This window comes from Pseudomonas sp. ChxA, assembly GCF_030263855.1.
GTDB lineage: Bacteria > Pseudomonadota > Gammaproteobacteria > Pseudomonadales > Pseudomonadaceae > Aquipseudomonas > Aquipseudomonas fluorescens_CB.
The window spans coordinates 377,909-402,281 of record NZ_JARPMK010000005.1 but is presented as its reverse complement, the minus strand read 5'-3'; the positions used below and the strand labels follow the sequence as shown (position 1 = coordinate 402,281).

The window sequence follows — 24,373 nt, the reverse complement described above, 5'->3', positions numbered from 1 at the left end:
AGTGATTTTCACGGTTAATGACAATGTGTATCCCTCTTACTGCCTAGACTCACTTGGGAATTTGATTCGCTGTGACGAATCTGGACCAGAGCTGGGTCTGGTCCCATTCGGCGTTCAACTAGTTTCCACCGCTGACGAGTTAGTGAATCCTTTTCCATGGACAATCACAATAGGTGCCGTGCTTGAACGTCTGACCTTTGTAGCGCGCATCCAGGGTGAAGTTAAACGCGCGTACCGAGATTTCGAATTGGTCTCGGCCACAGCCCCCTTCGTACCACACATACCTGTCTCAGAGGGCGAAGATGTTGTGATCCAGGCTATCGACTTGCTGCCAAGTCTTTCAGCTGCTGACGCAGTGGCGGTCCGTGAGCAACTAGCTGCAAACGGGATTTTCGAAATTCCGTTTATCTCGAATTTCGATGCTGGATTCCATGAGGCAGCAGGCGCTGGGCTGAGCGTTCCGCCTATTGAGTATGTGACAGCTGGTTGGATGTCGAGCATGAAGGTATACCGTAAAGCTCTAGTTCGATCTGCCTAATTTGCCCCGATCCAGACCGTGCCACCACCTAGAAATCAAAATATGTTGATCCAGATTCGGAGCAAGAAAGAGATGCAAACCTATAACGTTGATGTCGGCTATCTTCAGGAGGCGGACGCATTCGATGTCAACCATCTGCTGCCTAACTGGCTCCCAAGTGCGAATATCTTTCTCGCGCGCTCGGCTTCACAGGCGAAGGTCGGTGTATTCGGGTCGCTGTCGCAGCTGGACTTCAATCTCTGGCTTTCAGATCTCGCACTGAGCCTTCCCGAGCATACAGGCGTTTCTCTTGATCTCGTTCTGTCCGAATCTCAGGGTGTGGCTCACGTTAACTACAGCCTGGTTGACCGTATCCCCAACATAGACCCCCCTATCGAAGCTGATAATCCAGGCTTTCTCAACTATGCGCTGACCTGGTTCAGATCTCGGCGTCCGAATGTTCGAATCTATGCAACTGAAGGTCTATTTTGGGTGGAAGGGTTTTGATGATGTCTACTGCAGCAGCTCCAATTCACACTATGGTGACCACCCTGCTCAACAACTTTGTAGAGGGCGTGACCGTTTTATCGGTCACCCAGGAGGCGGTCAAGGTTCTCCCCCATACTCAAGCATTACCACCACTTCTCACATGCGACGGTACACCGCGACAGTTGGCCCGTGTTCTTGATTGTTTCGTTCGTTGGGATGGCGAGGTGAGAGTTGCAGCCCTCCTGGACGAAGGGCTGCTGGACGTATGGGTTATCTAGGAGAAATCCATAGGTGGCAAATCAGCCAATGGATCATCCACTTCCACCTGAATTACCAACGCTTCAACCGGTGGCTTCGTTCCAGTTGTGAAGTTGCCCGGAGCAGGTTCAATGCTGGCCTGATCTACGCTGGACACGACCATAGCAACTGGTCTCGCCACAACCTCCCTTTCGATTTCTGCACTTACACCCATCTTCGTGTTGGCCAGGTCGGTCGATGATCCGTCTGTGACCTTTCTACCGAGCAGCGCCTCATTCAGAGCATCGTTAACCTTACCCGGATCAGCTTGCCTAAATAGTTGATGACGGTTCAGTAAGTTGATGATCGCTTGCCCCTTGACCCCCCTCGGAAGTGCCCGATACAACGCATATAACTTCGGATACTTCTCTGCCGACAGTGTAAATTTTACGTTCTGAAATTCACCGCCGTCGGCTACGTTGTAGTCGGCCTCAGAAATGGGGCAAAAGCTCAAGCACGCTTCTGACATAGCCAGCACAACCTGATTACCAGCTTGTCGGGGGTATTTTGCTAGGACCTCGACAAGGGCTTCATGCATCTCTGGATAAAGCCTTTCCCGGATCACAACGCTCTGGGTCTCAGCCACGCTGAGCTACCTTCATCCGGGCCTGCTCCTTGAAGTTCTGCGTTACGTAAAAACGATGATAGCCACGCACGATCGAGTTCTCAGGATCCTTGGCCATGTAGATCACCGTGTTGATATACGTTTGGAGGAGTTTCCTCCCCAGAACAATTGCACCACCACCAGCCACCACCATACCGGCCATGAAGTCAGTCTTCCCCCAGACGGTGTTGATACACCGTACGACCACGTCATCTGCGAACTCTTGCCGTGCAGGTAGGCTGATGGGATCAATATCGATCCTGGATCCGCGCCACGGGATGAAGCCTTTCCTCAGCCAGGTATCCATCGTGTACTCAGTAGTCTGAGCGTCGAGAGAGAAATCCTTAGGCAGTCGGGACTTTGCCGGCAGGATAGTATTTAGTGCATCCACCTGCTTTAGCTGTGTAAACAGTTTCTTGTGGATGTCAGAAACCCCGCTAGATTCACCCCAACGTAGCTTATCGTCAGAACTCACCTTGCCGTCGACGAATTGTCCGGCATCTGTGGTGCCCTGGCCGATATCAATAATTCCAAGTTTCCCCTCCATCACAACACGGGGATCAATGACTTTCCCTTCCGGATCCAACAGTTCAGGGTCGAACCATGGGCCAACGTATTGTGGTAGCACATTGACGCTTGCTGGTTGGTAACCTTCTTCGATAGCCCATTTTTTGAGATCGGAGGCAAACTCGTTGCGGCGAAGCTTGAAAAACTCAGTCGGCAGCCCCGTCACGATGATCGGATTTTTCTGACCAACCTCTTTCAAGACCTTGAGGAACAGAACCTTAATGCTTTCTGAACTGTAATAGCTCGAGTCAGTGCTACGGGGGGCAGCACCATCTTCCCGGCAGTCATCGCCGATGTAGAAAGATCCGAACTTTGTCTTGAAAGACTCACGGGTGAAGCCACCACCCAGGCCTTGGTTCGATTGAGCAGGTGCAACAAGTGACGCAAAAGACCCTCGAATTTCGCCAGCACCTGCGATGTAACTGGTGGTGCCGTTACCAAGGTCGATCGCAATCAGCTGTTCGATAGAATGAGACATTATTTTTCCTTCTACTCAGAGTAGCGCTCGGATAAGGACTCTCAACGAGCCCCACTCTTCCAGAATCGTCACCATATTTTTTTGGTGTCTGTTGATGCTTCCCGAATGCTTGCCTAGATGACAGTGAGAAATCAGCTCGGCTGTCAGCCATGGCGTTGGCTTTCGGCTTGGTCTAGTTGATATGACAGCAGACAAATCGGCCTCAGTTGGAGGGCGACCCAGTGAGAGCGCAAGACGCTCTCGTACCTTCTGCTGGTTTAGCCTTTGCTTGTAGCTGCTGACATCTCGGCTACTTCGCTTACCTGTCCGGCGGTCGAAGTATTCAACCACCCTGTATCGCGGCTCCGCAGGGGACAGCGGATCGAGAGCAGGGCATTCACGCCTGCAAATGATCGACCTGAATCTTACCGGTTGTCGCGCTTCATTGAACTCAAAAGCTAGCTGATTTAATTCACTATCCAACTCAAGGTACTTCTCGATCAAACCGGCAGCCTTAGCGCTTCGGGTCTCGCAGGACACTGCCAATGCCGAGATCCACTCATCTAGCCCGGAAGCCTTTGATTTCGGAACAAGGATCCCGAGATCATTACCAGGAAATGCATTCACCCAACGTACCGCTCGCCTCGCTGCATTGAGGAACAATTCAAGGTCTCTGGAAAACGATTTAGTCCTTTTGGCACCGAGGATCGGAGTCATGTGAGCAAGACGTGCCTCCACTGTCCTCAATGAAACGCGGTGGAAATCGCCATCTTTCTTTGTTCCCTTCGACAGGTACACCTCTACACACGAAACCCGCCCAACCTTCTCGCTTGCTCGCCACATCCACATTAATGACCAGCCATCCTGAGAGCGTCTCTGTGCCCAGCCTCCTTCGTAGGACCTAACCTTGTCAGCAAGTTGCTGAAGTGTAGTTTGGACAAAAGCCATCTGGTCGACGATCCCCATCAAGAGGTGCTCTCGCCTCTCTGTCATCTCGGCGAGCTTTTGAAGGAACGGACCTGCCAGCTCAACATCACGAACATTTCTACGCACAGATCAACCTCAAAACTGTGGTTATTGCTGTTTACGACCAATACGGTGTCTTAGAGAGCACTGCAAAATCCCTTTAGGCACTCGTAGCGCACCTCCAAAGCCCGGCAGCACCTTCTGACACACCTAAGCAACACTACTGACTGCCCACTGATGCCCCAATCACATAGGTATAAGCATTCGAACGCAAACGTCATACGCCCTCGTAACGCCTGACTAAAACCCACTGGCACACGACAATTATCCCCTTATTGCCCAGCAACGCACCTCAAAAGCACCATACGAAATCCATTAGTCAATTCCGGTTGTTTTTGGACTCATTTAGTGTCGGAATGCACATTACGGATATGCCGATGGTGCTCCCGGCCGGCTGCATCCGACAACATAGAGTAGGCGGGAAATTAGTTAAATCCCCGTCTAATGTAATAATACGGGCCCTTCTGCGATTCTGATAAATCCGATTCTATTTCAACGGGTTATCACAAATGTTCGAAAATGAGTTCTTGAATGCCAAAACGCTCTAGCCAAAAGCACCACGCTCCACAACCAACTGATCAGCTGAGGGGGTCTGAGGTCAGCTCAATCCTCGGAATCCACCGCAACACACTCCAACGCATGGTTGCTCTAAAAACTCTTGAACATGACGGAGAGACAGGGGGTGGTCGGCGGTATTGGCTTAGGTCCTCTGTTGATGCTTACCGCCTCGGAACTCTGACGACTGCAACTGTGTGGTACATCCAAAGCAGTCTTCTACAGGAGCTCGTGGTTAAGGTTCAGGCAGGTCACCGAATCCTCGGTCAGACGGCAGCTAGCATTCCGCTTGCCGCGACGAGCCGAGCTGGATGCCTATCTCTGCTTCTTACGTTCATTGAGAAGAGCGAACCTCATGCCATTGCGCTTCCCGCAAATGCTGCCGGCCTACCAACTGCAGCAGTAATCACTGAGATATGTCGCACTCACGGCGTGCCCGTCATTTTGTTCCCTTGTTAGGCGGCAGCACTTCGATTGCAAGCAAGAGGTTTGGAGAACAACGATCCCATAAGAGGCGGGGGGCGCACTCAAGGGGTCTTAACTGATTGGGTCGATGGGGTGCACATCATTGCTACTGGTGGTTACAGCCCTGCTTTTCTCGCTGGAGAGCCCGTGATCATTGCTAAGGGCTGTAACGGTAAAGACATGAGCATCGTGCATTGCCTGAACTCCCTGAAGACAGGGGAGGCAAAACGCTTTCTTTGCCGCCAGGGTAGGGCCGGGCGTTGGAATACCCTTGAGCGCGTTTACGACCTTACGTACCAAGGTAGACCCAGCCGGCCTGCGGCACTCCTCCGTTCCCAGCAGACAAAAGATGTCAGTGATGCTCTACACGATGGAAAATCGCATCAGCCAAGAATGACCTTAGCTCGCCAACCGACACCTCATAGAGTCAGTACCAGACAGCCAGGTTTCATCATCACAACGCTCACACTAGGTGATGCATGGGTCTTTAGCTTTTAGCTCGCGCTCGGCGAAAGAAGGCCCATTTCACGAATGACCTAATAGGGCAACCTGTTCAGCGGCTGTGACCATCTACCGATCACTCAGTATCAGCCACCATAAGATTTGGCTCATGGCATAGGCTGCGCCGTAGGGCTCGAGCCCTCCCCCATAACTAGATCGGTCTGCGACCCCTCAAAGAAGGCAGGCTGCGGCGCGCACTCAGTTGGTGTTAGGAATATTCGGGATTCGTCAGATCCGATTAGTGACAACCGTGACCTGCAAGAAAGATCCAGCAGCCCGTGACAAGCTCCAAACCCTCAAGCTGAGATCCCTGGCTATCCAGGTAGGCTATTAAGTTCGGAAATCGGAACACACTAGAGAGGCAACTCAAGCACCTTGAGCCGATACGGCCACTCTCGGACTACTCGCACCCACCAAATGGCCAGAGACAGCCGAGCCGGTGTCGGTATAAGTCCCCGCAGCCCACGTCACTTGTTTGCGCTGTGGAATCAGGCCGCCGGCTGATATCGGAGCCGCTAGTGAAGAACGGCACCTTTGGGACATGGCTTCATCGGGAGGAGCGTATCGCTGTCACCACTTGCCCGATAAACATCAATCAACATTTGAACGAGTTCGCTCCCAGCACCAGCCTGGCCATTGAGGTGATGCGCTACCAGGTCCATCGAGTCGCGCGGATCGGGCCCACTCCAAACAATCTGAGCACTGACCTGGCCGCCTTCGATATAGAAGAAGCTAACGAGAACAGTATCAATGCCCTCTTTGATAGCTGCCCAGCCATGCAGTCGATTCTGCAAAGCAAATCCCGCTTGACGAGCCGAGCTAATGGCTTGGTGATACGCGTTGATCATGGTTACTCCTACAGGTGATGAGCGCACCTTAACGTCACGTTCGTGAATTCCAAGAGCAGCGACGAACGGTAGTACATTGCCACCATTGAGCATCTTGTGGCCATTGGTGTGCCATCAACGCCGGGTTTCAGGCGTCAACTTCCTTACGGGACAGGGTCTGTAGCGATTTACAAGCTGAACGTCATTGCACACAGTTGGGTACCTGATGTCTCACTTTGCCTCCAGCTCAACGCTTTTGACTGAAAAATCACGCCCTTTTTAGAGTTGCCTGTCCCATCCGCGCCCAATAGAATCGCGCTCAATTACTTCGGTACACACCTACGGGGCGTCCGAGGAGCCAAGCGGTTGAGCATTGCTCACCGTATGTAGAAGGGGGTCGGTGGCTGTCGTGGCTACCGGACAAAGCAAATTCCAGGGGACTGGATTTGCGCTTAGGAGCCGATCGTATGATCGGAGGAGGGAGGCATGCGCCTCGTTAGGAGCAACTGGCTCGCCGGGCTTACCAGCGACCAGTTCTTAAGTCTTGACCCGTGGGAGTTCGTCATTCATGTCGAATCCCAACAACAGTGGGTAGCTGAAATCCGCTCGAAGCTTTCTGTTCGTCTAACGGACGAGGAGCTTCTTCAGATTCTGTACCCGGGCATCTATGACGCCACAAAGAGCGCCATCAGAAACTACGCTGCCGGCTCCCCTGACGGACGCGGGTTGTGCTTGATCGGCTACGCCCTCTCTTACATACGTAAGTACGGTTATGCCCGCGTCATCGATGAGGTTCCAGGTTCTGGCGCATTCAACTTTGCGGATCTCGACGGCTTAGACTATGCGCCGCGCGCTCATGGTCTAGAACCTGATTACCTCAACACTGCGTCCAACTACACTGACAGCCTGTCGGCACTACCCCAGTTCCTGTCCGACGGCATCGTGCTCAGTGATGAAGGACTGCAGAAGCGCCATGCTCACGTTGAGACGCTGCGCAGGTTTCTGACACATCGTGAACACCAGATCCTCCGCCTGGCTGTTCTTGAGCAACATTGCTCCGTAGACATGAGCTCGATGCTTGGGCTTAGTGAAAAGCAGGTATGGAAGGTACGTCGCCAACTCAAGGTCAAACTCGGTGAAATAGCGATTGACCAGGGCATCTGCCCTCGCGTCGTCGCAAGCCTGAGAGGGAAAGAGACGGCGGCGGCCGGCGAATGAAGCAATCAATCACAGACTTCATCAAAGACGCCGTATACCCGAAGCTAGATGCAGTGGATCGTGGCCTTCTTAATCACCTGCACCCCAAAAAGCTATCAGCCAATGGCTCCTATGTCCTCGACTGTCCAGCCTGTGGTAAAGACCGCGCTTTCTACTACCCATTCAGGTCCGGGATTCAGTGCAATCGTAAGGACAACTGCCCAAGCCCATACACGCCTTTGTGGGACGCCCTCGCCCAGAACGGCATGAGCAACGGCGATATCGTCAAAACCCTTTGTGAGTCCGCAGGTGTTGAACCCCCTGACAACCGGGACAACGAAGCCAAGCAGCAGTCACGCGCAGCCAATGGTGGTCGCCCTCCCCTCACGACGGGCCAGGCAATCATTCTGGTGACTCAGCAACTGGCTCAACGCAACAAGGGGATTCTTGACGAATTCCAGCAATCCCGAGGGTATACAAACGAGGTCATGGCTACGCTGCGCCTCGGCGTATTCACTAACAATGATGAAGTGCTTTCGCTTCTTCAGGCTCACGGTGTTACCCGGGAGCAAGCCCGTTCTATTGGGATCGTCAGCTTTGAGGATGAAACCCCTTCATCTGTCTGGTCGGGGATGGAAGGTCGAGTTATCGGTTACTGGCCTCACCCAGACGGCGAGGCCCGTATCTGGGGCAGGATCCCATCAGGACAAGGTGAAGCCAGGTCTAATCCGAAATACCGTTTTTCACCAAAATCGTCCAAAGATATCCCTTACCTTTTCAAGCAGCGGCAGAAGTCCATCCTGGTTTGCGTGGAAGGGACGTTGGATGCTTGGGCTCTGCAGCTCATCAAGGTTTGGGGATGCGCCATTGGGCAAGCATCAATTAACTCAGCCCAGGCCGCATACCTAGCCAGCCAAGGAATTACAGAGGCCGCTCATATGGTCGATGGCGATCATGCCGGCTATGAAGGTGCACTATCGTCGATCCGTGAGGCTGAAGCCGTTGGCATAACCTTGAGCATCATAGCGCTTGGCCGTGGCATGGATGATGCCGATGCCATGCGAACAGCTGGTCGTGAAGACGCACTCAAAGCCCTGATCAACTCAAGGATGAATGCAGGTGAGTATATGGCCAGATATTGTGCCTCTTTACTCGACCAGCCCCTTCCTGACCTACGGCGCGTAGCCAAGATACGAGCCATTGCCAATGGGCTTACCACTGCCTCCAAGCGTAAATGGCTGGATTTCAGCCAGAGCCTAGGCATCGCCGCCGATGAAGAATCTGATGCCCTACGGGCACTGAGCCATCTGGTCTCGGGTGGTCTCACTTTTGAAGAAGCCTCTGGTGTTATTCGCCGCAGGACCGGATACCAAATCACCATCACCAAGGATGCCGCTCATGGCTGAGTCGAGCTCACAGGGGTCGTCATCCGGCCCGATAGTGAAATCTCTCAAGATCGTGCTCTTTGTCTTTCTCGTTATCTTCGTTGCGAAGATATACCTGAGAGCTCCTGAGTATCGATACGTCGAGGTTTGTTACTTCCCGCAAAAAATATTCCAACTCGCTTGGATTGATGCTTGGGGTTTGTTCGTCCCTGACGACAGCGCCAGCTACCTGAGTCACGCAAGTGACGTCAGCGACTTTTTTCGCTCATGCACCCAACAAGCTGCTGGTTGGGAATGGCTGAGATCAATTGGCACTCACCAGTAAGGTAACCCCATGGCTAACGAAACTACCCAAGTCCGCAACACCGCGCCTCAACTTCCAGAGCGCACCCTACGCATTGACGGCGAGCGTACCGCGGCGATGTACACCCTGGCGATCCGTGTTGCACGGCTCGACTCGCGTTTTCGTGAGCTTGCAGGCAACCCCTCCGTGGAAGGTCGCAAGCAATATCGTTCGGGCAACGAAGGCTTTGCTCGGGCGCTCGGTGAGTTCGAAGACGCTCTCATGCAGATCGAGAAGGACGTGGATATGAATTCACGCCGCAGCGGTCGCCAGAGTAAAGGGCAGCCACAACGACGCGAGCCTCAGGCGCGCCCACAGACTGCTCCACAAAAGAATTCAGCTGCGCCGGCGGCCACTACTACGCCCACAGCCGAATCTAAGCCTGCGCAAGGTCCCAAGCCTGAGGCTAATGGTTCGACTGCCCCTGCCGGCGAAGCACCCAAAACCCAGGCCAAACAACCGCAGAAGCCAACTCAAAAACCTGCTCAGCAGAATGGTCAGCCACCTAAAGGCCAGCAAGCAAAACCGCAGGCCAAAAACCCGCAGCAGCAGGCTAAGCAAAAGCCTGATGTAGCAACCGTCACCTTATAAGGGAGCTGGACAATGAGCAGCTGGAACAATATTAAAGACGCGAGCCGGATGCTTCCGGCCTGGTTCACCCCATTTGTTCTTGCGGGGGCAACAATTGGTTTGTACGTGATTGCCCGCTACATGACTGCGGAAAAGCCTGACGAACTGGTTGGTTTCGCAACAATGTCTGCCATTGTCCTGTCGCTTCTTGTCGGGTTTGTATTCATGGTAAGTGCCATCGCAAAAGCGAAAGCTGGCAATGTCGTGTCAGCGATCGGCGAAGGCTTTCAACGTGGCCTAACATTCGTATGGGTCACTTCGGCCGTTTGCCTCTGCGTTTACGTCTGTGCCACCCCGGCATACCGCTTGGTCACACAGAACATTTTCTATACCGTCACTACCATCGGAGTTGCTTGCCTTCTTGGTGTCGGTTACTGGGCATCAGGACTTCGGCCAAAGGCCCAGGCTCATCAAGATCAACTTGGTGGCGCAATGAGCAGCGCAGTCGCTCTACCACTTTCATTTGCCCCAACACCAGAGCAACGGCCGGCATTTCAGGTGACAATGGCAGACCAAACCCGGCTCATGATTCATCAAGCGGCTCGGATCATTGCCTACAAAGGCAGTAACTGCTTGATTGCAGACTCATTCAGCGCTCACCTTGACATCAACACTCGGACTGCAAAGATCTTCACAGATCTTAACCTCCTCTCTACTTCAGACATGGTTTTCTGGCGAATGCACATGCTGATGATCGGCAGTGCCGCAGAACAGCGCATCATGAATACGTCTTCTGACGCAGCGCTTGATGATCTTCAGAATTTCGACGAGCTTTGTCTGCGCTACCTGCAAATGACAAACAAGGGGAATTTCTTCAAACCAGTGTCGGACCACGAAGTAGTGATGAAGGCTAACCGTTTGAATCTGTTGCGGGGGAACGTATCGCAACGTTGCCACGCAGCAGTGGTACAGAACGAGCGCCTCATCCTTGAGCTGGTCAAACTGATGCGTGGCCGCCCTACCCTGATGTACATGGACCTCAAGCACATTCTTGATCGCGTTGAAATGCCTGCAGACTTCCCTTCTGCTGAGTTCGACTCGAACGAAGCAATGGAGCGCGTGCTGATGCAGCTTACCTTCGACGAGCCAGATGACATCCAGGGCATAACAGAGCACAGCGACATTTCAGAGGGTAATTTCTCTGAACCTGTGAAGGACAATGTCCATCACTTCGCCCCCCCGGCCGAGAAAACCTTTCGAGCCTGATCTCAGTAAATTAAAAGCCCCAGATGCTGGGGCTTTTTTATATCCGCAGATCGGAACTGGTTAGTCAGCAGCCTCTACACGGTTTCGACCGCCATGCTTTGCCTTGTACAACGCGTGGTCTGCAGCCTTCATTGAAACCGCTGCGGACCCATCCAGCAGAGCCACGCCGGCGCTGAAGGTGCAGGCAAACCATTTCCCACTTTCACCCTGATCCTGCAGGCCGGTTTCAAACTGAAGATTGCTGAAGAGTTCGCGAATTCTGTCGATTACATTCCTGGCATCTGACATCGGTGCGCCAACCATCAGCACGGCGAACTCCTCGCCCCCCATCCTGCCTATGAAATCGGTGGAGCGAAGGTTGTCTGATAGCACCTCAGCAAGCCCAACAAGCACCTTGTCACCTACAGGATGACCAAACGTATCGTTTACCTGCTTGAAGTGATCAATGTCGATCATCACCATGGTGTTGGGCACGCTGCCTGAAGCACTGACACGTGATGCTGATGCCATCAACTGCCCGTGGTTCAGAAGCCCTGTGAGAGGGTCGCGCCGCATTCGCGAGTCAAACGCCTTAGACCTCGATATGAGCGCCTTGAGGGCTTTGATGAAGGCTCCCCGCTTCAATGGTTTCTGGACAAAAGCGTCTGCCCCCTTCGAAAGCGCGATCAGCTGGGTTTCTGTGTTCCGCTCACTGCTCAGAAAAATGATAGGCATCACTGCATCGCTATCTTGGCGAATAACACTGGCAACTTGGGCGCCATTGGCTCCCGGCATATGGAAGTCAGTTACGACCACGTCAGGCCTGAAGTCCTCAATAGCCTTCAAAACCCCAGCTGGAGAAAGGATATGGAGTACCTCAATCCCTTCCTCACGCATGAATTTAATTGCCGGGTATGCATCCGTTTTGGAGTCATCGAGCAGCAAAACCTTGTACCCATTGATCTGCGAGTCTCTGGCTCTGCTACGGATCAGCGATCGAAGCGTTTTGACGTCGGCCTCAACCCCTAGTAACCGCACTACACCAAAGGTCGCGGCAACCAAGCGCTGCTCGAATGTCATTGGTGTATCTTCTGCAATGACCACCAGCAAATCACTGTCATGATGAGCAGCCAGAGCTTCGAGCGCACGACATGCTTCTGGGTGGTCCACAACAGCGCTACCCACGAGCACCAAACCTGAGGTCGGCATTCGTTCCCTCAGGTCGGCTACAAGATCCGAGCTGGAATCCAGACTGAGTGACAGGATCTTAAGCCCCATAGAGCTTAAGCCTGAGGCAAAGAATGCTCCACGGTTTCCGAACCCGGGGATGTAGATGGCTGATGGTCCTTGATCACTGGCTCGTGCGTCGCTTTCCCGCCGGCTTGCCGCCTGTAGCGTGTCCATCTGCAGATCAATTCCTTCTAATAATCTTGCTGTCAGTGATTGGTTGCTGCTGATGAGGGATGAAAGCGAACCGAGCTCCGTCGCGAATTCCCCGGATAGGGAACTGATGGTGCTTGATCGAACCTTGGCAACTACGGCTTTGAAGGCTTCAAGGGTGTACTCGCTTGGCCTTGGCAAGACCTGTGAGCGCCAAGCTGACTGCAGGACCCGGTTGATGGTTTCGTGATTCATAAGCAGAGGCCTCCACTAGTAATAGTGGCCATCTAGTGCCCCATATTTGCAGGTTCCAACTAAAATATTTGCCTTCCGGCCTGAGGCAGCGAGCCATTCAGACCTGCGCCCGTGGACGAATGTCGGGAAGGCTAAAACCTGAAGGTTCGCAATGTGGTGGTGGTGGCACAGTCCGGCACTAGCGAGGATGGGTCACCGACAGATGGAGTAACCATGGACACGACATTAATAGCCGCGCTCACCAACCGTGGCGCTATGCCATTTGCGAGAAAAGTCGCCCGCGATATGCGACAGGGTGCAAGCTTAGACGACGCCATTGCGTCCCGAAGCGTCCCAGCAGGGGTATTGGTGGATGTCCGATTGATCATGTTTGCCGTCCAGGCTGGATGGTTTGAGGTTCCCGCGGGCCCAGACCTGACTTTCAGCAAGGCCCAACACAGCAGGCTCACAGCCCTCAGCAGCAGAGCCCCGTGGCTTGGTGAGCTAGTCGATGAGGCGGCAGCATTCGAGGCAATGCGTGCAGACCGAGCTCATGGTCGGGCGCGCGCATTCGGTGCCAAGGCATTACCGAACTTCCATTCATCCGCCACAGCGGCGATGACCCGCCTCTCGAGACTCCCACGAGATCATGTAGCAGGTGAAATCACACTCGAGCTCTGGGTCCAAATCCTTTTAGATACCCAGTCCGTGGCTAAATACATCAGGGCACAGATGGATTGCTTCCGTCCAGCCTGGATGTGGGAGTCGGCTTATTCCCTAACAGAGCAAATCGAACGGCTTCGTGAGCACGACTGCATGCATCTCTTGCTCGACTACGTGTCTGCAACGAGGAATCGGTACATCGACAGCTTTGAGCGCAAGCTGCTTGAGGACGTTCAGTATCGTGGTATGAACCCTTCGGAGTACGAGCAGTGCTGGGCGGCTGAGGAGATGCGAAGGGTCAATGAGCAGCAAGCCCACTGGAAGGAGGTGTTTGGTCTCGTTAGGCGTCTCGCAGCTGTCCTTGATGGTGTGAAGACCTACCACCAGGGCACGCTAACAAAAAGGCTCAGGAAGGAATCGAATGGCGCATTCCGGCTCCAACGTTCAGATCTGGATAGAGAGGCCCTCGTCGTAGAGGTCAAGCTCAACTACTGTGTCGGGCAAAGCGCAAACCTTCAGACCGGCTTTGAATTAGTGAATTACTGCCTAGCGCTGGCGGACGAGATAGAGGTGGAACCCCCGACCTTCTCTGGCTACCTGTCTGCATGCGATAGGGCCAAGGCCCGCGTGGCAAACCTGGTAACGCCACCACTCGACACAGCGTGCTCCACCCGTCGGCCACCAGACGACTTTGACGAAGCTGCTGCCTAACTACCCGAGCCGCTCTAAGAAGCGGCTTTATCATGTCAAGGCTCGCATTCATTCCCTCAGTCTGGGTAGGTGTCTTGCCTTGAGTTTGGACGGGGTGCAGATCCTGAGCTCGGGTCTAGCCTGCCTTTGAGGCTCCCCATCCACACTGAGACACTAGGGTTTCTTGAGGATGATGAATTTCCAGTCACCAGGTGCTTCTGGCACTGGGATACAGGGTTGACCATGGAAATCATCAACCTCTCAAGGTCAATTCAGATGTCTCTACACGACACCATCCACACCACCCTCCGCTCAACCGGCTACGTCACCAATGGCCAGGCCAGCGACCTCGCAGAATCGGTTGAGAACCTCATCTACTTGCGCGAGGCTCAACTCAACAGGCAGATCGAAGCCTTGAAGGCTCAGCTTGATAGCCTGCACGCCCTGATTTCAACTGCACAGGAAGGCACGGACAAGATGAACGCCGAGGCGTACAACGCCCGAGCGGTAGCGATATTCAAAGCCATCTCAGCGCCCGGCCTGCTTCTGCCCGTAGACGTGGAATCCTTGGCAGCTGCGGGGCCTAAGACAGGTCGTGTGGTTATCGACTGTACCGGCCCAATTACCATCAGCGATGCCTACTCCGATCACCCCTTGGATATCGTAGTGATCGTTCGGCCCCTCAGCCAGGAAAGCGATGCTAAGAAGCATGATTACCTCGAGCGCTACTGCCACGGCGTGGGCAAAGAGGATGCTATTGCGGATGCGTTTGAGGAGGCAGAGGCCGCCATCTAGGTTGGAGAGAATTTCCAATCAGGGGTGGTTCTGGCACACCAGCATCGCCCCCAACATGGTCCCCATCAACTGATCGCCAACTAGGTTACGAACATGCCCGAAGCCAATTCCGCTCAAGCCATCAAGTTCACCAGCTTTTCCGTAGCCCCATGCATTCGGGTTAACTACGACAATGATGTGGTCTACCGCACCATCCACCCGCAGCAGGAGCCGTCCGCGCTTGCATCTGTGGCCTCGCTCAACTGCTTTGATGACCACGAGATGGGGCTGACCCTCGTGAGCGTTGAGGCTGAAGGTGTGGATGGGCTAGTGGTCGCCCCGGAGGGCTCTGAGATCTACGACATCGCTCATGGAGCAGACCGCACCGAGATCAGCTTGTGCAGCGGGGAGTACGGGGGTCTGTACTGGCGCATCCTGGCATTTGTAAATGGCAGCACCAATCCCGAGGACGCATACCAGATGATGGTAGGTGACTGCGAGTCGACGGTGCGCTCGGCCTGTGCTGGCCTTCAAGGACTGGTATCCCTCCCCCAGGCTATCCGCATGCACAACGACAAGCTGGACGCTGATGAAAAATGCCCTGATGGTGATGACTACAACGATCTTCTGAAACTCGCCGGCGTTTAATGCCGCTACTTCCCCCGGCCCGGCACACACCGGGCCTTTTTGTTGGTCAGCGCTATCCCAGTGATAATGTGCCATAACGGTTACCAAACTGAGGCTTCCTACGTGCCCGATATCGACCCTGATGTTGCTTCGCTGAATGCGCGCCTACGTCTCTCCACCCTCGCCCCTCACCGGCTAACGCTCGCCCAGTTTCTTGAGCACGGAGACGCTTTGCCTGTTGTGGGCAATCCCCGCAGCTGGGAGGTCAGTCACGGTCGTTTTCTGACCTGGGCAGAGGCAGACAGTGCTGAAGCCGCGCTGAGGCAGATACACCGGCGTGAAGTGGAAAGCTCGCTGAACTGGAACAGCGCAGGAACAAGTGAGAGAGGCTATCTACCGTCGATGCCAACACAAGACGTACTGGACGACTACCCGGATCTGAAGGTGACCTTCGCAGAAATCCTGACTGGGGCGGTGAATCTGCCCGAGGGCCGATAACCGTCACTGGCAAAGTATGACTCACCCGCTTCTGGCACACCCTTCAGGGCATGACACTGGCTCTATCAACACAGAGCCGGGAGGCCATACCATGCAGAACGTCGAAACCAACACTCATGCTAATACCCAAGCAGCGGCCATCGCCCCTCACCTGCTTACTCAAGCTCAGTTCATCGCCACCGCCCAGGCAGTACCCCTGCTCAATCATGGGCGCAAGTGGGATGTGCGCATGGGGAACTACAACTCCTTCTCGGATGCTGACACAGCTCAGGCTGCGCTGATCGATGCCCACCACGGCGCCGTTAACAACGCCCTGTTCCTTAACGAGGCGGACGCACCAGAGATCCCAAACAAGCCGTCGGTACCCTCGGCCGAGGTTCTGGCCAGCTATCCGGACCTCATCGAGCAATACGCTGACGTGATTGCGTATTCTCAAGGCGAACGGAGCATCGCGCTGCCGGCGGTGAACAAAGCTGAATTCGATGCCGTACTGGCTGCCCTACGGCTGCTTGGTGCATCCATGACGGGTGGCCTTGTTCGCCCATGTGATGGCGACATCGGAGAAATCCTCACGGACAACGGCACCCACGAAGGCCTTACTGCCGAGGGTGTTGATGCACTCTGCGAACGTATTCAGTTCGACTCCTAACGGAGGGTAATCCCCCTATTTTCAGATCCACTCTCTTTCGCCCAGCACTGCTGGGCATTCACGCGCGTGATTGTTTCATCAGTCCTCTAACTCAGCGGTTTGAGGGTGCCCAATTGGGTGCCTGAGCAGGTGCAGTGATGGCAAAATGGCTCGCAACTGGGAAATTCACTTCAGATCTAGGATCTAGGATCGGCAATGGCAGCACCAAATGGATTCAAAGCAGGTGACATCGCGCATTCGCTCAAGTCAAAAGCTGAGCATGCCTTTGGCTTAGCAGTTACAGATCCATTCGCGATCAAGGAAATTGAGAATCACAGGGCAGACGTCACTTATACGGTCACCGCTTCGTATACAAGCGAACCCGAGAGCCGTCAGGTTCAGTACGCGTCCGGCCCGGCTTACAAACGTGAGTACATCGGTGAGGTCCTGGCGCAGCGCCACAAACAAATATTCAGTGATGCTACCTACACCCGCAACCTCATGCAGGGGCAACTAAAGGGCAATCCCAACCTGTACCGCAGCCCCGTCTCGAAGCATTTGATCCTTCGTGATGACTCATATTGCTACAGCGTGGAGGACTGCCGGGGTTGCGGCGGATCAGGCAAGAATGATTGCTCCACCTGTAACGGCACGATGTACCACACCTGCCGCGAATGTAATGGCCAGTGCCGGATGCATTGCACAAACTGCAGCGGCACCGGGAACACCTCACACAGTCGTTATTGCCCAGGATGCGGTGGCTCTGGTGCGAGAATGGGCGACCGCTGCAACCAGTGCTACGGTACCGGCAAATCAGGTAGTCCGTGCTATCGCTGCCACGCTACAGGCACCATGACCTGCAACGGGTGCAATGGCGGTGGCAGACAGAACTGCCGGCAATGCAACCTGGGCGAGGTTCAATGCAGCAGTTGCAGGGGCGCATGTCAGCTTACGTACGAATACAACCTGAACGTCTATGCCCAGACTAAGGTGTCATACGGCTGGAAAAATCTCACTGCGCCTTGGCTTGCGCCAGCCTTAAAGGAGATGATGAACGCACCCGAGTGCAGCACCATCTTCAGTGTCGACCGCTACGAGCTTGCCAATGAGAACCCGAACGTGTTCGTCGGTACCGGCCACGTCCTAGCTGCGCAAGCAAAGGTCGGATTCCAAGGCATGAGCGGCACCTGCCAGTTCATTGGCCCGACGCTGGTCCCGGTGTTCCTGGACAATATTCTCAGCGGGGGTTTCAAGACAGCATTGGAGGGTGTGAAGGATCATAAGAACCTCAAGGCGGTATTCCAAGCATCGAGCAGCAAGATCGCTCGCGAGCTAATCACCGAGCAAGCCAAAGGCAAAGATATCAATGATTGTTCGCCAGTTCGTAAGGGAATCATCACACCGAACGACGCAACGACGTTCTCCATGGCCCGCCACCTCTCCACGCTCCATATCATGACTACCTTCAAGCAGTTCCGCTGGAGCGCCGTATTTGGTTTGGCCAACTCGATGTTCGCGGTGCTCTTCGCCTTATACGCGCTAATGAGCATCCTTCATTTGGATGCAACCAATGAGCACAGCAAAGGCGAGTGGTGTCTTGGGCTTTTTGCGATTCTCGTTGACCCCAAAGGTGTAATGGAGGCATTCATGAGCCCAATGGAATATTTCATTGACCAGTTCAGGTACGGCATCGACTACCTGCTTATCACGTGCTGGATGCTCACAGCGCTGGTCTTCAATCGTTTCACCCTGCCCCTGCTCGCACCGAGGGTGTGGGGGTGGACTTCTGGTTCATTCCTGAGGATGGGAATTCTAGCCGTGCCGAGCATGGTGGTTGTCCAGATGCTCATGGCTTTGCATCCATCCCAATTCGTGCCACTGCAGTTCTCATCGCTGATTCCGACCTTTCACGTGAATATCGGTCAGGTGTTCGTGTGGGTAGTGGTGATCACTCCGCAGATCTACCTGCTCTCCCTAACGATTTCCATCATTCGGTACAAGGCTGCCGGAATTCACTGGGGAGAGAAGATGATGAGGCTGATGCTCCAAGAGGAAAATACGAAGGGCATTCGACGGGTGTTCTTGGAGAAATCCTAAGCACGCTATCGGCACCTACGAGCACAACACAGAACACCTGAGGCCCAGCTTATGCTGGGCCTTTGGCATTCTTGGGATGAATCGCTCCCCATCAGCGGATTCGGCCGATTTTCGAAGGGCGCCGAGGTTCTGGCACACCCAAACCGCCCCGACAATGGATCCCATCAAAAACGAACTCGCCCTCTACTGGAGCCACACATGCCAACCCTCCTCGAAAACCAGCAGGCACTGACTGGTGCAGGTTTCGCCCTCTCCGATTTCAAATCGATTGCTGGTGCTGATGGGTCTCTCAAATTCACGGGGCTGGATGGGTTTGAGGTCGTTGAGACTGGCGGGGGCTGCTTGGCTATGCGTCGCAACGCAGGCGAGTTCTACATGCTTCTTACGTCGGAGTGTGGCTCAGATGTGCCCGATGAACAGGACTGGGAGGAAAACCTGATCGGCATTTACCGTGAGGACGATGATTCCGAGGTCATGTGCATGTCAGCCCGCGATTTACTGGACTTGATCAACAAAGATACAAAGCCCATCGACATCGAATCTCTGGATTCATAAGCCCGATTGACGGCCTGTAGGCTGAGTACACCCCGCCTGCCCCATTCGCTATCTCGCTGGTTCTGGCACGCAGGAGCTCGAGGCATCCTGGTACCAACTTCAAAGGGAGCTCCCCATGCAACTCACCGTCAAATACACCTACGTCGAAAACATCATCCCGCCACGCTGTCGCAATCCCCGCCGCGCTCGGTTCGACGATGGACTTGAGGTTGTAAACCTCCGCGAGATCCCGCGCGAGGCCGCGCCGGTTGCAATCATCAGCGCCAGCAATAGCAGCGAGCCGCCAATCGAGTACCGCTGGTTTGACGGTCAACTCTGGACCTCCTGCAGCGTGTACGGTTGTTCGCGCCAGGCGCGCACATCGGGCGGTACTGACTACGACTACGCTGCTCCGGGGACAGAACTCTCGCTAGTGACCGACAGCGTCAGCATGAGCCGCCACGATTTAGGCATCTTCGTTTCTGTGAGTGAGGGGAAGGTGGCCATCGCTGACTACCTTCACGGCTGGGCTAAAACCCTCATCCTCATCGATGGTCAGGTCTACCGCCCCGCAGGCGAGCCGCGCTACGTGGTGATGACCTTTGGCCTAAGCAACAACCACGGCGGTACCGCAGTGCTGTGTACTGACATCTCGAACACCAACATTAAAGAGCAATCCTATTTCTCAGTCCTGCAATTCGAACAGGCAAAGGACTATGCAAGCCGAATCGCAACAGCGCGCGGAGACACCACCAAATTCAGTGCAGATCCAGGTTATACGTTTGAGGTGCTGATCCCTGAGGCGGTTCGGATCAGAAATGACTACAAACAAGAGGCTGCGGCGTGATCGAGGGTGCGGGTACGCTCAAACGCGTAGAAAAGCCTGTTACCGATCACGTCTACATCAATCATCCGGCTGGGTTTGCTTGCCCGTGGTGTGCATCATCTAACGTGACCTTGTCCGGTACCGACTTCACATTCGGCGGGGACTTCATCGGTCAACAGACTTCGTGCGATGACTGCGCTGAGAAATGGGAGACCATCTACACACTGTCTGGCTACGGTTCCTGAACACGAGCCTTGCCGACTATCCACCGGTGGGAACCGATAGGGTGGGGATCTCGAATCCCCATCTCTGGCATGGGGCCTGTGTCTGGCTTCGACGCAAGATGGGAAATCCCCCATTCACGTTCACTATGAAAATCACAGCCCTGACCTTGGAATCGGCCCGCTGTAACGGCTAGGCATATCGGCCTCAACTAGCTCCTCCGGCAAGCCGGGGATTTTCATAGACCCGGTTTGGCTAGCCCCCTGCAAAATCGGCGTTAAACTTTGCCTATCCACTTAGACTTGGATCCAAGATGGCAAACGACAATGACGCAAGGAACGCGGATTCCATTTGGACGCCAGCAGCCGTAGCCCTGCTTGGCAGACTAACCGACAAGGAAGTGGCGGCCCAACTTCGGATCACAAAATCGGCAGTATTCCAGGCGCGCAAAGCCCGGGGCATCAAGACGAGGTCGGGGAATAAAGTGTGGACGGAAGAGCACTTAGCCTTACTGGGTAAGATGTGCGACCAATCACTCGCCTACAAACTCGGCATCCCCAAATCCACAGTTACCTCAAGAAGAACTCGAAGCTCGATCCCGCCCCTCAATGTGCCTACCGAAGCTTTCGAGCTCCCTGCAGAATATCTGACGCGTCTTGGAAAGGTCTCTGACGCAAAGATCGCTAAGGCTGTGGGTGTATCAGCCCCGACTATCAGTGCATACAGGCGAAGGCTCGGGATCGGCGCAACCGTTGAGTTTGGTCACCCCAGTGAGGAACTCAATGATCTGCTGGGTAAGGACACAGATTCTAATCTGGCCAGGCGCTTTGGGGTCACTACCGCCTGCGTTTGGCTCAGGCGCAAAAAGGCAGGCATCCCACCTTACACAGAAAGCATTAACGCTACGCGCCCAAGGGAGGTCCAGAACATATCTCACCTCGCAGAGTAACGCCGATAACGCATTAGGTTCTGGCACGCCAGCTATAACATCAGACTGGACTCATTGTAGAAGCCCCTCGAGGGCACACCCAACGATCCAGCGAGTCCATGCATGAGCCAATACACCCTGCCCCAGCGACCCGGCGAAACAGCACTTGTGCTGTGGGAACGCCTGACCGGTAAGCCAGTTGAGAGCCTCAGTTTTGGTTCGGACTTAGATGGCTTTAGCCTCTACTACGCCAACAAAGAAATCAACGCGGCGATCAAGACAGGGGACGAAGCCATCGTCACCCTGCTCATACGCTCACAGATGCCCCTCTATGCCAGAGCGGCGACGTTTCCCCTCAGTGAGTACCGGAGTGGCTCAGAACGCATATCAACCATGCTGGAGGCTATGAGCGAACTGGATTCACTGTTCGCAGATTCAGCCATAGGCAGGCTACATGATGAGTACCTGGACTATGCTCAAGGCTCACTGGCCTTCTACCGAAATCTGGACAGATCAGCACTCTCCGCTGAGACACTGGAGTTTGTCGCTACACAGGCCGGAGGTGTTGGCCTCGACGCGCTTCACAGCATCGACCGGCTGACACGCCTAATGATCAAGGACGGTGTTCCGGCCCCAGCAGGGGAAGCGAAGCTTGGACGAAACATCTACGACATCGGACGTATCGAAGACCTGCTGGTTCATGCCCACCAAATACCCACGGGGTTCTCCCTGTGTGTCATCCGAGGCAAAAGCATCGCTAGTAGTTACTTCGTCATGGTGGTGCGCACCGGCTCACGCATCCTGGCGCTGACCGACAAAGGCAAGTTCGAGCACCCTCTCCAAGAAGAACGCATGCAGGCACGCAACGATCGGTTCAACGCCCAGCGTATCGATGGCAGTCACTTTCCCTATTCCCTGCTCAAGATTCAGTGGATGGACCGGGGCCGGACAGCCCTGGAGAGTGAGCCGCGCGCAACCAACCTACCCGCCGCGGCCGGACTGCCGGTCCTGGCGGACATCAGCGAGCTGGATGACCGCGAGTTGCTCTGGCTTCAGCTGTTTATCGACCAATGCCGCGCACGCTACTTCGACCAAGGCAAGTCCGAGCCATTGCTCGCAACAGGTTCAATGTTGAGCCTCGGGCACAAACTTGCAGAGAGTGGTGATCATCTCCCAGCGCTTGCTGGCCGAAAGCTGGATCTGGTTACACGCGCCAGCAAGGATCTGACGGCCGCATGGTTCTATCAAACTGAGCCACAGTGGGAAACGTGCGCCAATCCGAACCTCTGGATGGAAGATCGATTCGCCGCCGCAGTGCCCGCGGAATGCCTGTACATCCCTGAGACAGTGATACAGGCCGGCCAGCTCCAGATTGGCATGGATGGGCAAGGCGAACTGACCATGAACCACGGCGAGCCGGGCAAGGGGCTGTTCGTGGCTGAATTGAAGTCGATTGCGATGAACACCCTGGACACCCCGGAGCGCATCATCGCTGACGCCCACTACACGGCACGTCACAACCAGGTCGAAATTATCCGGGGCCTTGCAGCTGCAGACTACGCTCACCGGCAGATTCAAGTGCAGGAATGGTTCTACAAGGCCGTGGCCAAGAATCTGCCCGCGATCCTGGATGACCTACTGCTAGCCAACCATGCACGATTCCGTCTGCCTCGTACGGAGAGTGGCCGCCCAATGATGGGCGTGAACGGCACCAACATGCGACACATTGGGTATATCTACGAGCCACCCAGCAAGCAGCACGCCCCCGACCGCCGCGACAAGGTGCGCCTGGAGCACTTCATTGGTGTCACTAACAGAGCGGCATTTCAGTGGGATTGCTACCTTCAGCCTGGGGAGCACGTGCAGGCCAATCTGTTCATCACCGTGAGTACCGACACCATCCACGACATCAAGGTCCTTACCGGCCTTTCTCTTGCAGACATCCCGGCTGAACTTCATTCCCGAGGATTGGATATCTACACGGGGAACCACATCCTCACCCGACTGGATCCTCTAAGTAGGATTCGGAACCCATGGGCAGGTCTGACACTGAGGTTCCGCTTGCCCGTCAGCTTCAAGGCATTCAAGGCCTACCGCGCGGCGCACGGGCTTACCACGCCCACTCCCGGGGCACTTGTACAATGGGGATTGGAGGGCGGCCTAGCTGCGCACACCGAAGGGCTGACGTGCTGAGTGGTCCTGCGCAGCAGCTTCACAATCAAGCGGAAAGGAGAGGCACCCCTAACCGTTTCCGCTTCAAATAAACGGTGCTTACGCTACACCCGAGGCGCTCAGCAAGAAGCCGATCGGAGCAAGTGCCGAGTTGATTTATAGCGTCCTCAGTCCAGTCAAAGAACTTTTGATGTCGCAACAGCGGCACTTTCTTCTTTTCACGCATCCGGGCTACCGCGTTTTTAGTAAGTCCAAATCGGAAGGCGATAACTAAATCCGACTCCTTCCCGAGTAGAGCAATTCGCTCCGGTGTCCAGAAAACCCCGGCGCTATACCTCCAAGCGGGAATGCCAAGTGCGATTCGTTTGTACCTGACAGCGTGACGCGAAATACCAAGCTGTTCAGCCAGTGCGCTATCGGAAACCCCACCCAACAGTGCGATTGCCTCTGCCCCCCATTCAAATCTGTTCTCAGGCACTCAGTCCCCGATTTACTTTTAGTGTGTGTGAGCTATTTACTGGCGGATATGGGCAGCTGTGGTGATAACGAAGAATCCTTTCTCGCCAACCTCACCTTTCTTTAGTCCTAGAATCCCATCTTTGTCCCAGATGAGGCCTGGCATCTCTGTCACTATCAAGGAACCGTCAGCCTGCGCACAGGCGAGGTTTGCAACCCCCTCCTGAGCTTTTAACCGGCCATTTGTTCCTCTGGAGACCCGGATATTAAACGCACATTTACTCTCCTGTAGCTGATCCGCGACTTGGCTTGCAAGCTTAGTCATCGGGCCTTTCTCATCGCCCAAGGAACCCCAGTTCTTCACGACGCCGAAGAGTAGGTCTCCGGGAGTGCTGACGATGAAAGGGATAGGGGTGAGTGCCGGAATCGCGATCTCGTTGGTAGACGCAAATGCCGGCGCTGCGAGAACCAGCAGTGCCATTCCCCAAAATGCTTTCTTCATTGGTGATCCTTCAAACATAGGCTTTTAGAGGATGTAGCTCAGTACGGCAGTTTAACGCCCGGGCCAGCGTCATCAAGGCAAACCCCACCCTTGAAAT

22 protein-coding genes are annotated in these 24,373 nt (G+C 54.6%); 17 read left to right on the top strand and 5 right to left on the bottom strand.

The window, feature by feature from the left end; genetic code table 11:
- Position 1: 1 nt before the first annotated feature.
- The gene (locus P5706_RS36755; protein WP_153045994.1) at positions 2-538 is read left to right on the top strand and encodes a hypothetical protein; all 537 of its coding nucleotides are present in this window, start codon (positions 2-4) and stop codon (positions 536-538) included.
- Between the two features lie 42 nt (positions 539-580).
- Positions 581-1,024 (top strand): hypothetical protein, encoded by a 444-nt coding sequence (locus P5706_RS36750; protein ID WP_078466103.1) that lies wholly within the window; start codon positions 581-583, stop codon positions 1,022-1,024.
- Between the two features lie 256 nt (positions 1,025-1,280).
- Here P5706_RS36750 and P5706_RS36745 read toward each other — a convergent pair whose 3' ends face one another.
- Positions 1,281-1,889, bottom strand: a complete 609-nt coding sequence (locus P5706_RS36745; RefSeq protein WP_078466101.1) for a hypothetical protein — start codon at positions 1,887-1,889, stop codon at positions 1,281-1,283.
- Positions 1,882-2,952, bottom strand: a complete 1,071-nt coding sequence (locus P5706_RS36740; RefSeq protein WP_011923011.1) for a ParM/StbA family protein — start codon at positions 2,950-2,952, stop codon at positions 1,882-1,884. The genes P5706_RS36745 and P5706_RS36740 overlap by 8 nt, the downstream gene beginning before the upstream one ends.
- Before the next feature lie 1,536 nt (positions 2,953-4,488).
- Here P5706_RS36740 and P5706_RS37080 point away from each other — a divergent pair.
- Positions 4,489-4,971 (top strand): helix-turn-helix domain-containing protein, encoded by a 483-nt coding sequence (locus P5706_RS37080; protein WP_352231495.1) that lies wholly within the window; start codon positions 4,489-4,491, stop codon positions 4,969-4,971.
- Between the two features lie 1,022 nt (positions 4,972-5,993).
- On the opposite strand, the gene P5706_RS36735 is transcribed toward P5706_RS37080, so the two are convergent.
- Positions 5,994-6,326, bottom strand: a complete 333-nt coding sequence (locus P5706_RS36735) for a hypothetical protein (protein ID WP_078466099.1) — start codon at positions 6,324-6,326, stop codon at positions 5,994-5,996.
- A gap of 465 nt (positions 6,327-6,791) precedes the next feature.
- On the opposite strand from P5706_RS36735, the gene P5706_RS36730 reads away from it, so the two are divergent.
- The 4 genes from P5706_RS36730 (at position 6,792) to P5706_RS36715 (ending at position 11,066) form a co-directional block, all read left to right on the top strand.
- Positions 6,792-7,523 (top strand): helix-turn-helix domain-containing protein, encoded by a 732-nt coding sequence (locus P5706_RS36730; protein ID WP_011923016.1) that lies wholly within the window; start codon positions 6,792-6,794, stop codon positions 7,521-7,523.
- Positions 7,520-8,908 carry a hypothetical protein gene (locus tag P5706_RS36725; protein WP_078466098.1) on the top strand — a complete coding sequence of 463 codons (1,389 nt, stop codon included), beginning with the start codon at positions 7,520-7,522 and terminating at the stop codon, positions 8,906-8,908. Before P5706_RS36730 ends, P5706_RS36725 begins: the two co-directional genes overlap by 4 nt.
- Positions 8,909-9,221: 313 nt before the next feature.
- Positions 9,222-9,821, top strand: coding sequence for a hypothetical protein (locus tag P5706_RS36720; RefSeq protein WP_078466097.1), 600 nt, complete (start codon positions 9,222-9,224; stop codon positions 9,819-9,821).
- Between the two features lie 12 nt (positions 9,822-9,833).
- Positions 9,834-11,066, top strand: a complete 1,233-nt coding sequence (locus tag P5706_RS36715) for a hypothetical protein (protein ID WP_078466096.1) — start codon at positions 9,834-9,836, stop codon at positions 11,064-11,066.
- Between the two features lie 60 nt (positions 11,067-11,126).
- On the opposite strand, the gene P5706_RS36710 is transcribed toward P5706_RS36715, so the two are convergent.
- Entirely contained in the window at positions 11,127-12,680 is a 1,554-nt protein-coding gene (locus P5706_RS36710; protein ID WP_078466095.1) for a GGDEF domain-containing response regulator, read from the bottom strand.
- Positions 12,681-12,893: 213 nt separating this feature from the next.
- On the opposite strand from P5706_RS36710, the gene P5706_RS36705 reads away from it, so the two are divergent.
- From P5706_RS36705 to P5706_RS36660, 10 genes are all read left to right on the top strand, one after another.
- Complete coding sequence (locus tag P5706_RS36705; RefSeq protein ID WP_078466094.1) at positions 12,894-14,033, top strand: hypothetical protein; 1,140 nt, start codon at positions 12,894-12,896, stop codon at positions 14,031-14,033.
- A 222-nt stretch (positions 14,034-14,255) separates the two neighbouring features.
- A complete protein-coding gene (locus P5706_RS36700; protein WP_153045993.1) occupies positions 14,256-14,807 on the top strand; it encodes a hypothetical protein in 552 nt (183 codons plus the stop codon).
- 93 nt (positions 14,808-14,900) lie between these two features.
- Positions 14,901-15,434 carry a hypothetical protein gene (locus tag P5706_RS36695; RefSeq protein ID WP_078466092.1) on the top strand — a complete coding sequence of 178 codons (534 nt, stop codon included), beginning with the start codon at positions 14,901-14,903 and terminating at the stop codon, positions 15,432-15,434.
- Between the two features lie 102 nt (positions 15,435-15,536).
- Entirely contained in the window at positions 15,537-15,911 is a 375-nt protein-coding gene (locus tag P5706_RS36690) for a hypothetical protein (RefSeq protein ID WP_078466091.1), read from the top strand.
- A 91-nt stretch (positions 15,912-16,002) separates the two neighbouring features.
- Positions 16,003-16,560, top strand: coding sequence for a hypothetical protein (locus tag P5706_RS36685; RefSeq protein WP_078466090.1), 558 nt, complete (start codon positions 16,003-16,005; stop codon positions 16,558-16,560).
- Between the two features lie 195 nt (positions 16,561-16,755).
- Positions 16,756-18,636, top strand: a complete 1,881-nt coding sequence (locus P5706_RS36680; RefSeq protein ID WP_153045992.1) for a hypothetical protein — start codon at positions 16,756-16,758, stop codon at positions 18,634-18,636.
- A gap of 198 nt (positions 18,637-18,834) precedes the next feature.
- Positions 18,835-19,191, top strand: coding sequence for a hypothetical protein (locus P5706_RS36675; protein ID WP_078466088.1), 357 nt, complete (start codon positions 18,835-18,837; stop codon positions 19,189-19,191).
- A gap of 115 nt (positions 19,192-19,306) precedes the next feature.
- Positions 19,307-20,017, top strand: coding sequence for a DUF8359 domain-containing protein (locus P5706_RS36670; RefSeq protein WP_078466087.1), 711 nt, complete (start codon positions 19,307-19,309; stop codon positions 20,015-20,017).
- 514 nt (positions 20,018-20,531) lie between these two features.
- Positions 20,532-21,167, top strand: a complete 636-nt coding sequence (locus P5706_RS36665) for a hypothetical protein (protein WP_078466086.1) — start codon at positions 20,532-20,534, stop codon at positions 21,165-21,167.
- Between the two features lie 102 nt (positions 21,168-21,269).
- A complete protein-coding gene (locus P5706_RS36660) occupies positions 21,270-23,339 on the top strand; it encodes a hypothetical protein (RefSeq protein WP_078466085.1) in 2,070 nt (689 codons plus the stop codon).
- A gap of 493 nt (positions 23,340-23,832) precedes the next feature.
- Here P5706_RS36660 and P5706_RS36655 read toward each other — a convergent pair whose 3' ends face one another.
- Positions 23,833-24,276, bottom strand: coding sequence for a hypothetical protein (locus P5706_RS36655; protein ID WP_078466084.1), 444 nt, complete (start codon positions 24,274-24,276; stop codon positions 23,833-23,835).
- Positions 24,277-24,373: the final 97 nt, after the last annotated feature.

Coding starts and splice junctions, on each gene's coding strand:
- P5706_RS36750 (WP_078466103.1), top strand. CDS start 581: ATGTTGATCCAGATTCGGAGCAAGAAAGAGATGCAAACCTATAACGTT.
- P5706_RS36740 (WP_011923011.1), bottom strand. CDS start 2,952: ATGTCTCATTCTATCGAACAGCTGATTGCGATCGACCTTGGTAACGGC.
- P5706_RS37080 (WP_352231495.1), top strand. CDS start 4,489: ATGCCAAAACGCTCTAGCCAAAAGCACCACGCTCCACAACCAACTGAT.
- P5706_RS36735 (WP_078466099.1), bottom strand. CDS start 6,326: ATGATCAACGCGTATCACCAAGCCATTAGCTCGGCTCGTCAAGCGGGA.
- P5706_RS36730 (WP_011923016.1), top strand. CDS start 6,792: ATGCGCCTCGTTAGGAGCAACTGGCTCGCCGGGCTTACCAGCGACCAG.
- P5706_RS36725 (WP_078466098.1), top strand. CDS start 7,520: ATGAAGCAATCAATCACAGACTTCATCAAAGACGCCGTATACCCGAAG.
- P5706_RS36720 (WP_078466097.1), top strand. CDS start 9,222: ATGGCTAACGAAACTACCCAAGTCCGCAACACCGCGCCTCAACTTCCA.
- P5706_RS36715 (WP_078466096.1), top strand. CDS start 9,834: ATGAGCAGCTGGAACAATATTAAAGACGCGAGCCGGATGCTTCCGGCC.
- P5706_RS36710 (WP_078466095.1), bottom strand. CDS start 12,680: ATGAATCACGAAACCATCAACCGGGTCCTGCAGTCAGCTTGGCGCTCA.
- P5706_RS36705 (WP_078466094.1), top strand. CDS start 12,894: ATGGACACGACATTAATAGCCGCGCTCACCAACCGTGGCGCTATGCCA.
- P5706_RS36700 (WP_153045993.1), top strand. CDS start 14,256: ATGGAAATCATCAACCTCTCAAGGTCAATTCAGATGTCTCTACACGAC.
- P5706_RS36695 (WP_078466092.1), top strand. CDS start 14,901: ATGCCCGAAGCCAATTCCGCTCAAGCCATCAAGTTCACCAGCTTTTCC.
- P5706_RS36685 (WP_078466090.1), top strand. CDS start 16,003: ATGCAGAACGTCGAAACCAACACTCATGCTAATACCCAAGCAGCGGCC.
- P5706_RS36680 (WP_153045992.1), top strand. CDS start 16,756: ATGGCAGCACCAAATGGATTCAAAGCAGGTGACATCGCGCATTCGCTC.
- P5706_RS36675 (WP_078466088.1), top strand. CDS start 18,835: ATGCCAACCCTCCTCGAAAACCAGCAGGCACTGACTGGTGCAGGTTTC.
- P5706_RS36670 (WP_078466087.1), top strand. CDS start 19,307: ATGCAACTCACCGTCAAATACACCTACGTCGAAAACATCATCCCGCCA.
- P5706_RS36665 (WP_078466086.1), top strand. CDS start 20,532: ATGGCAAACGACAATGACGCAAGGAACGCGGATTCCATTTGGACGCCA.
- P5706_RS36660 (WP_078466085.1), top strand. CDS start 21,270: ATGAGCCAATACACCCTGCCCCAGCGACCCGGCGAAACAGCACTTGTG.
- P5706_RS36655 (WP_078466084.1), bottom strand. CDS start 24,276: ATGAAGAAAGCATTTTGGGGAATGGCACTGCTGGTTCTCGCAGCGCCG.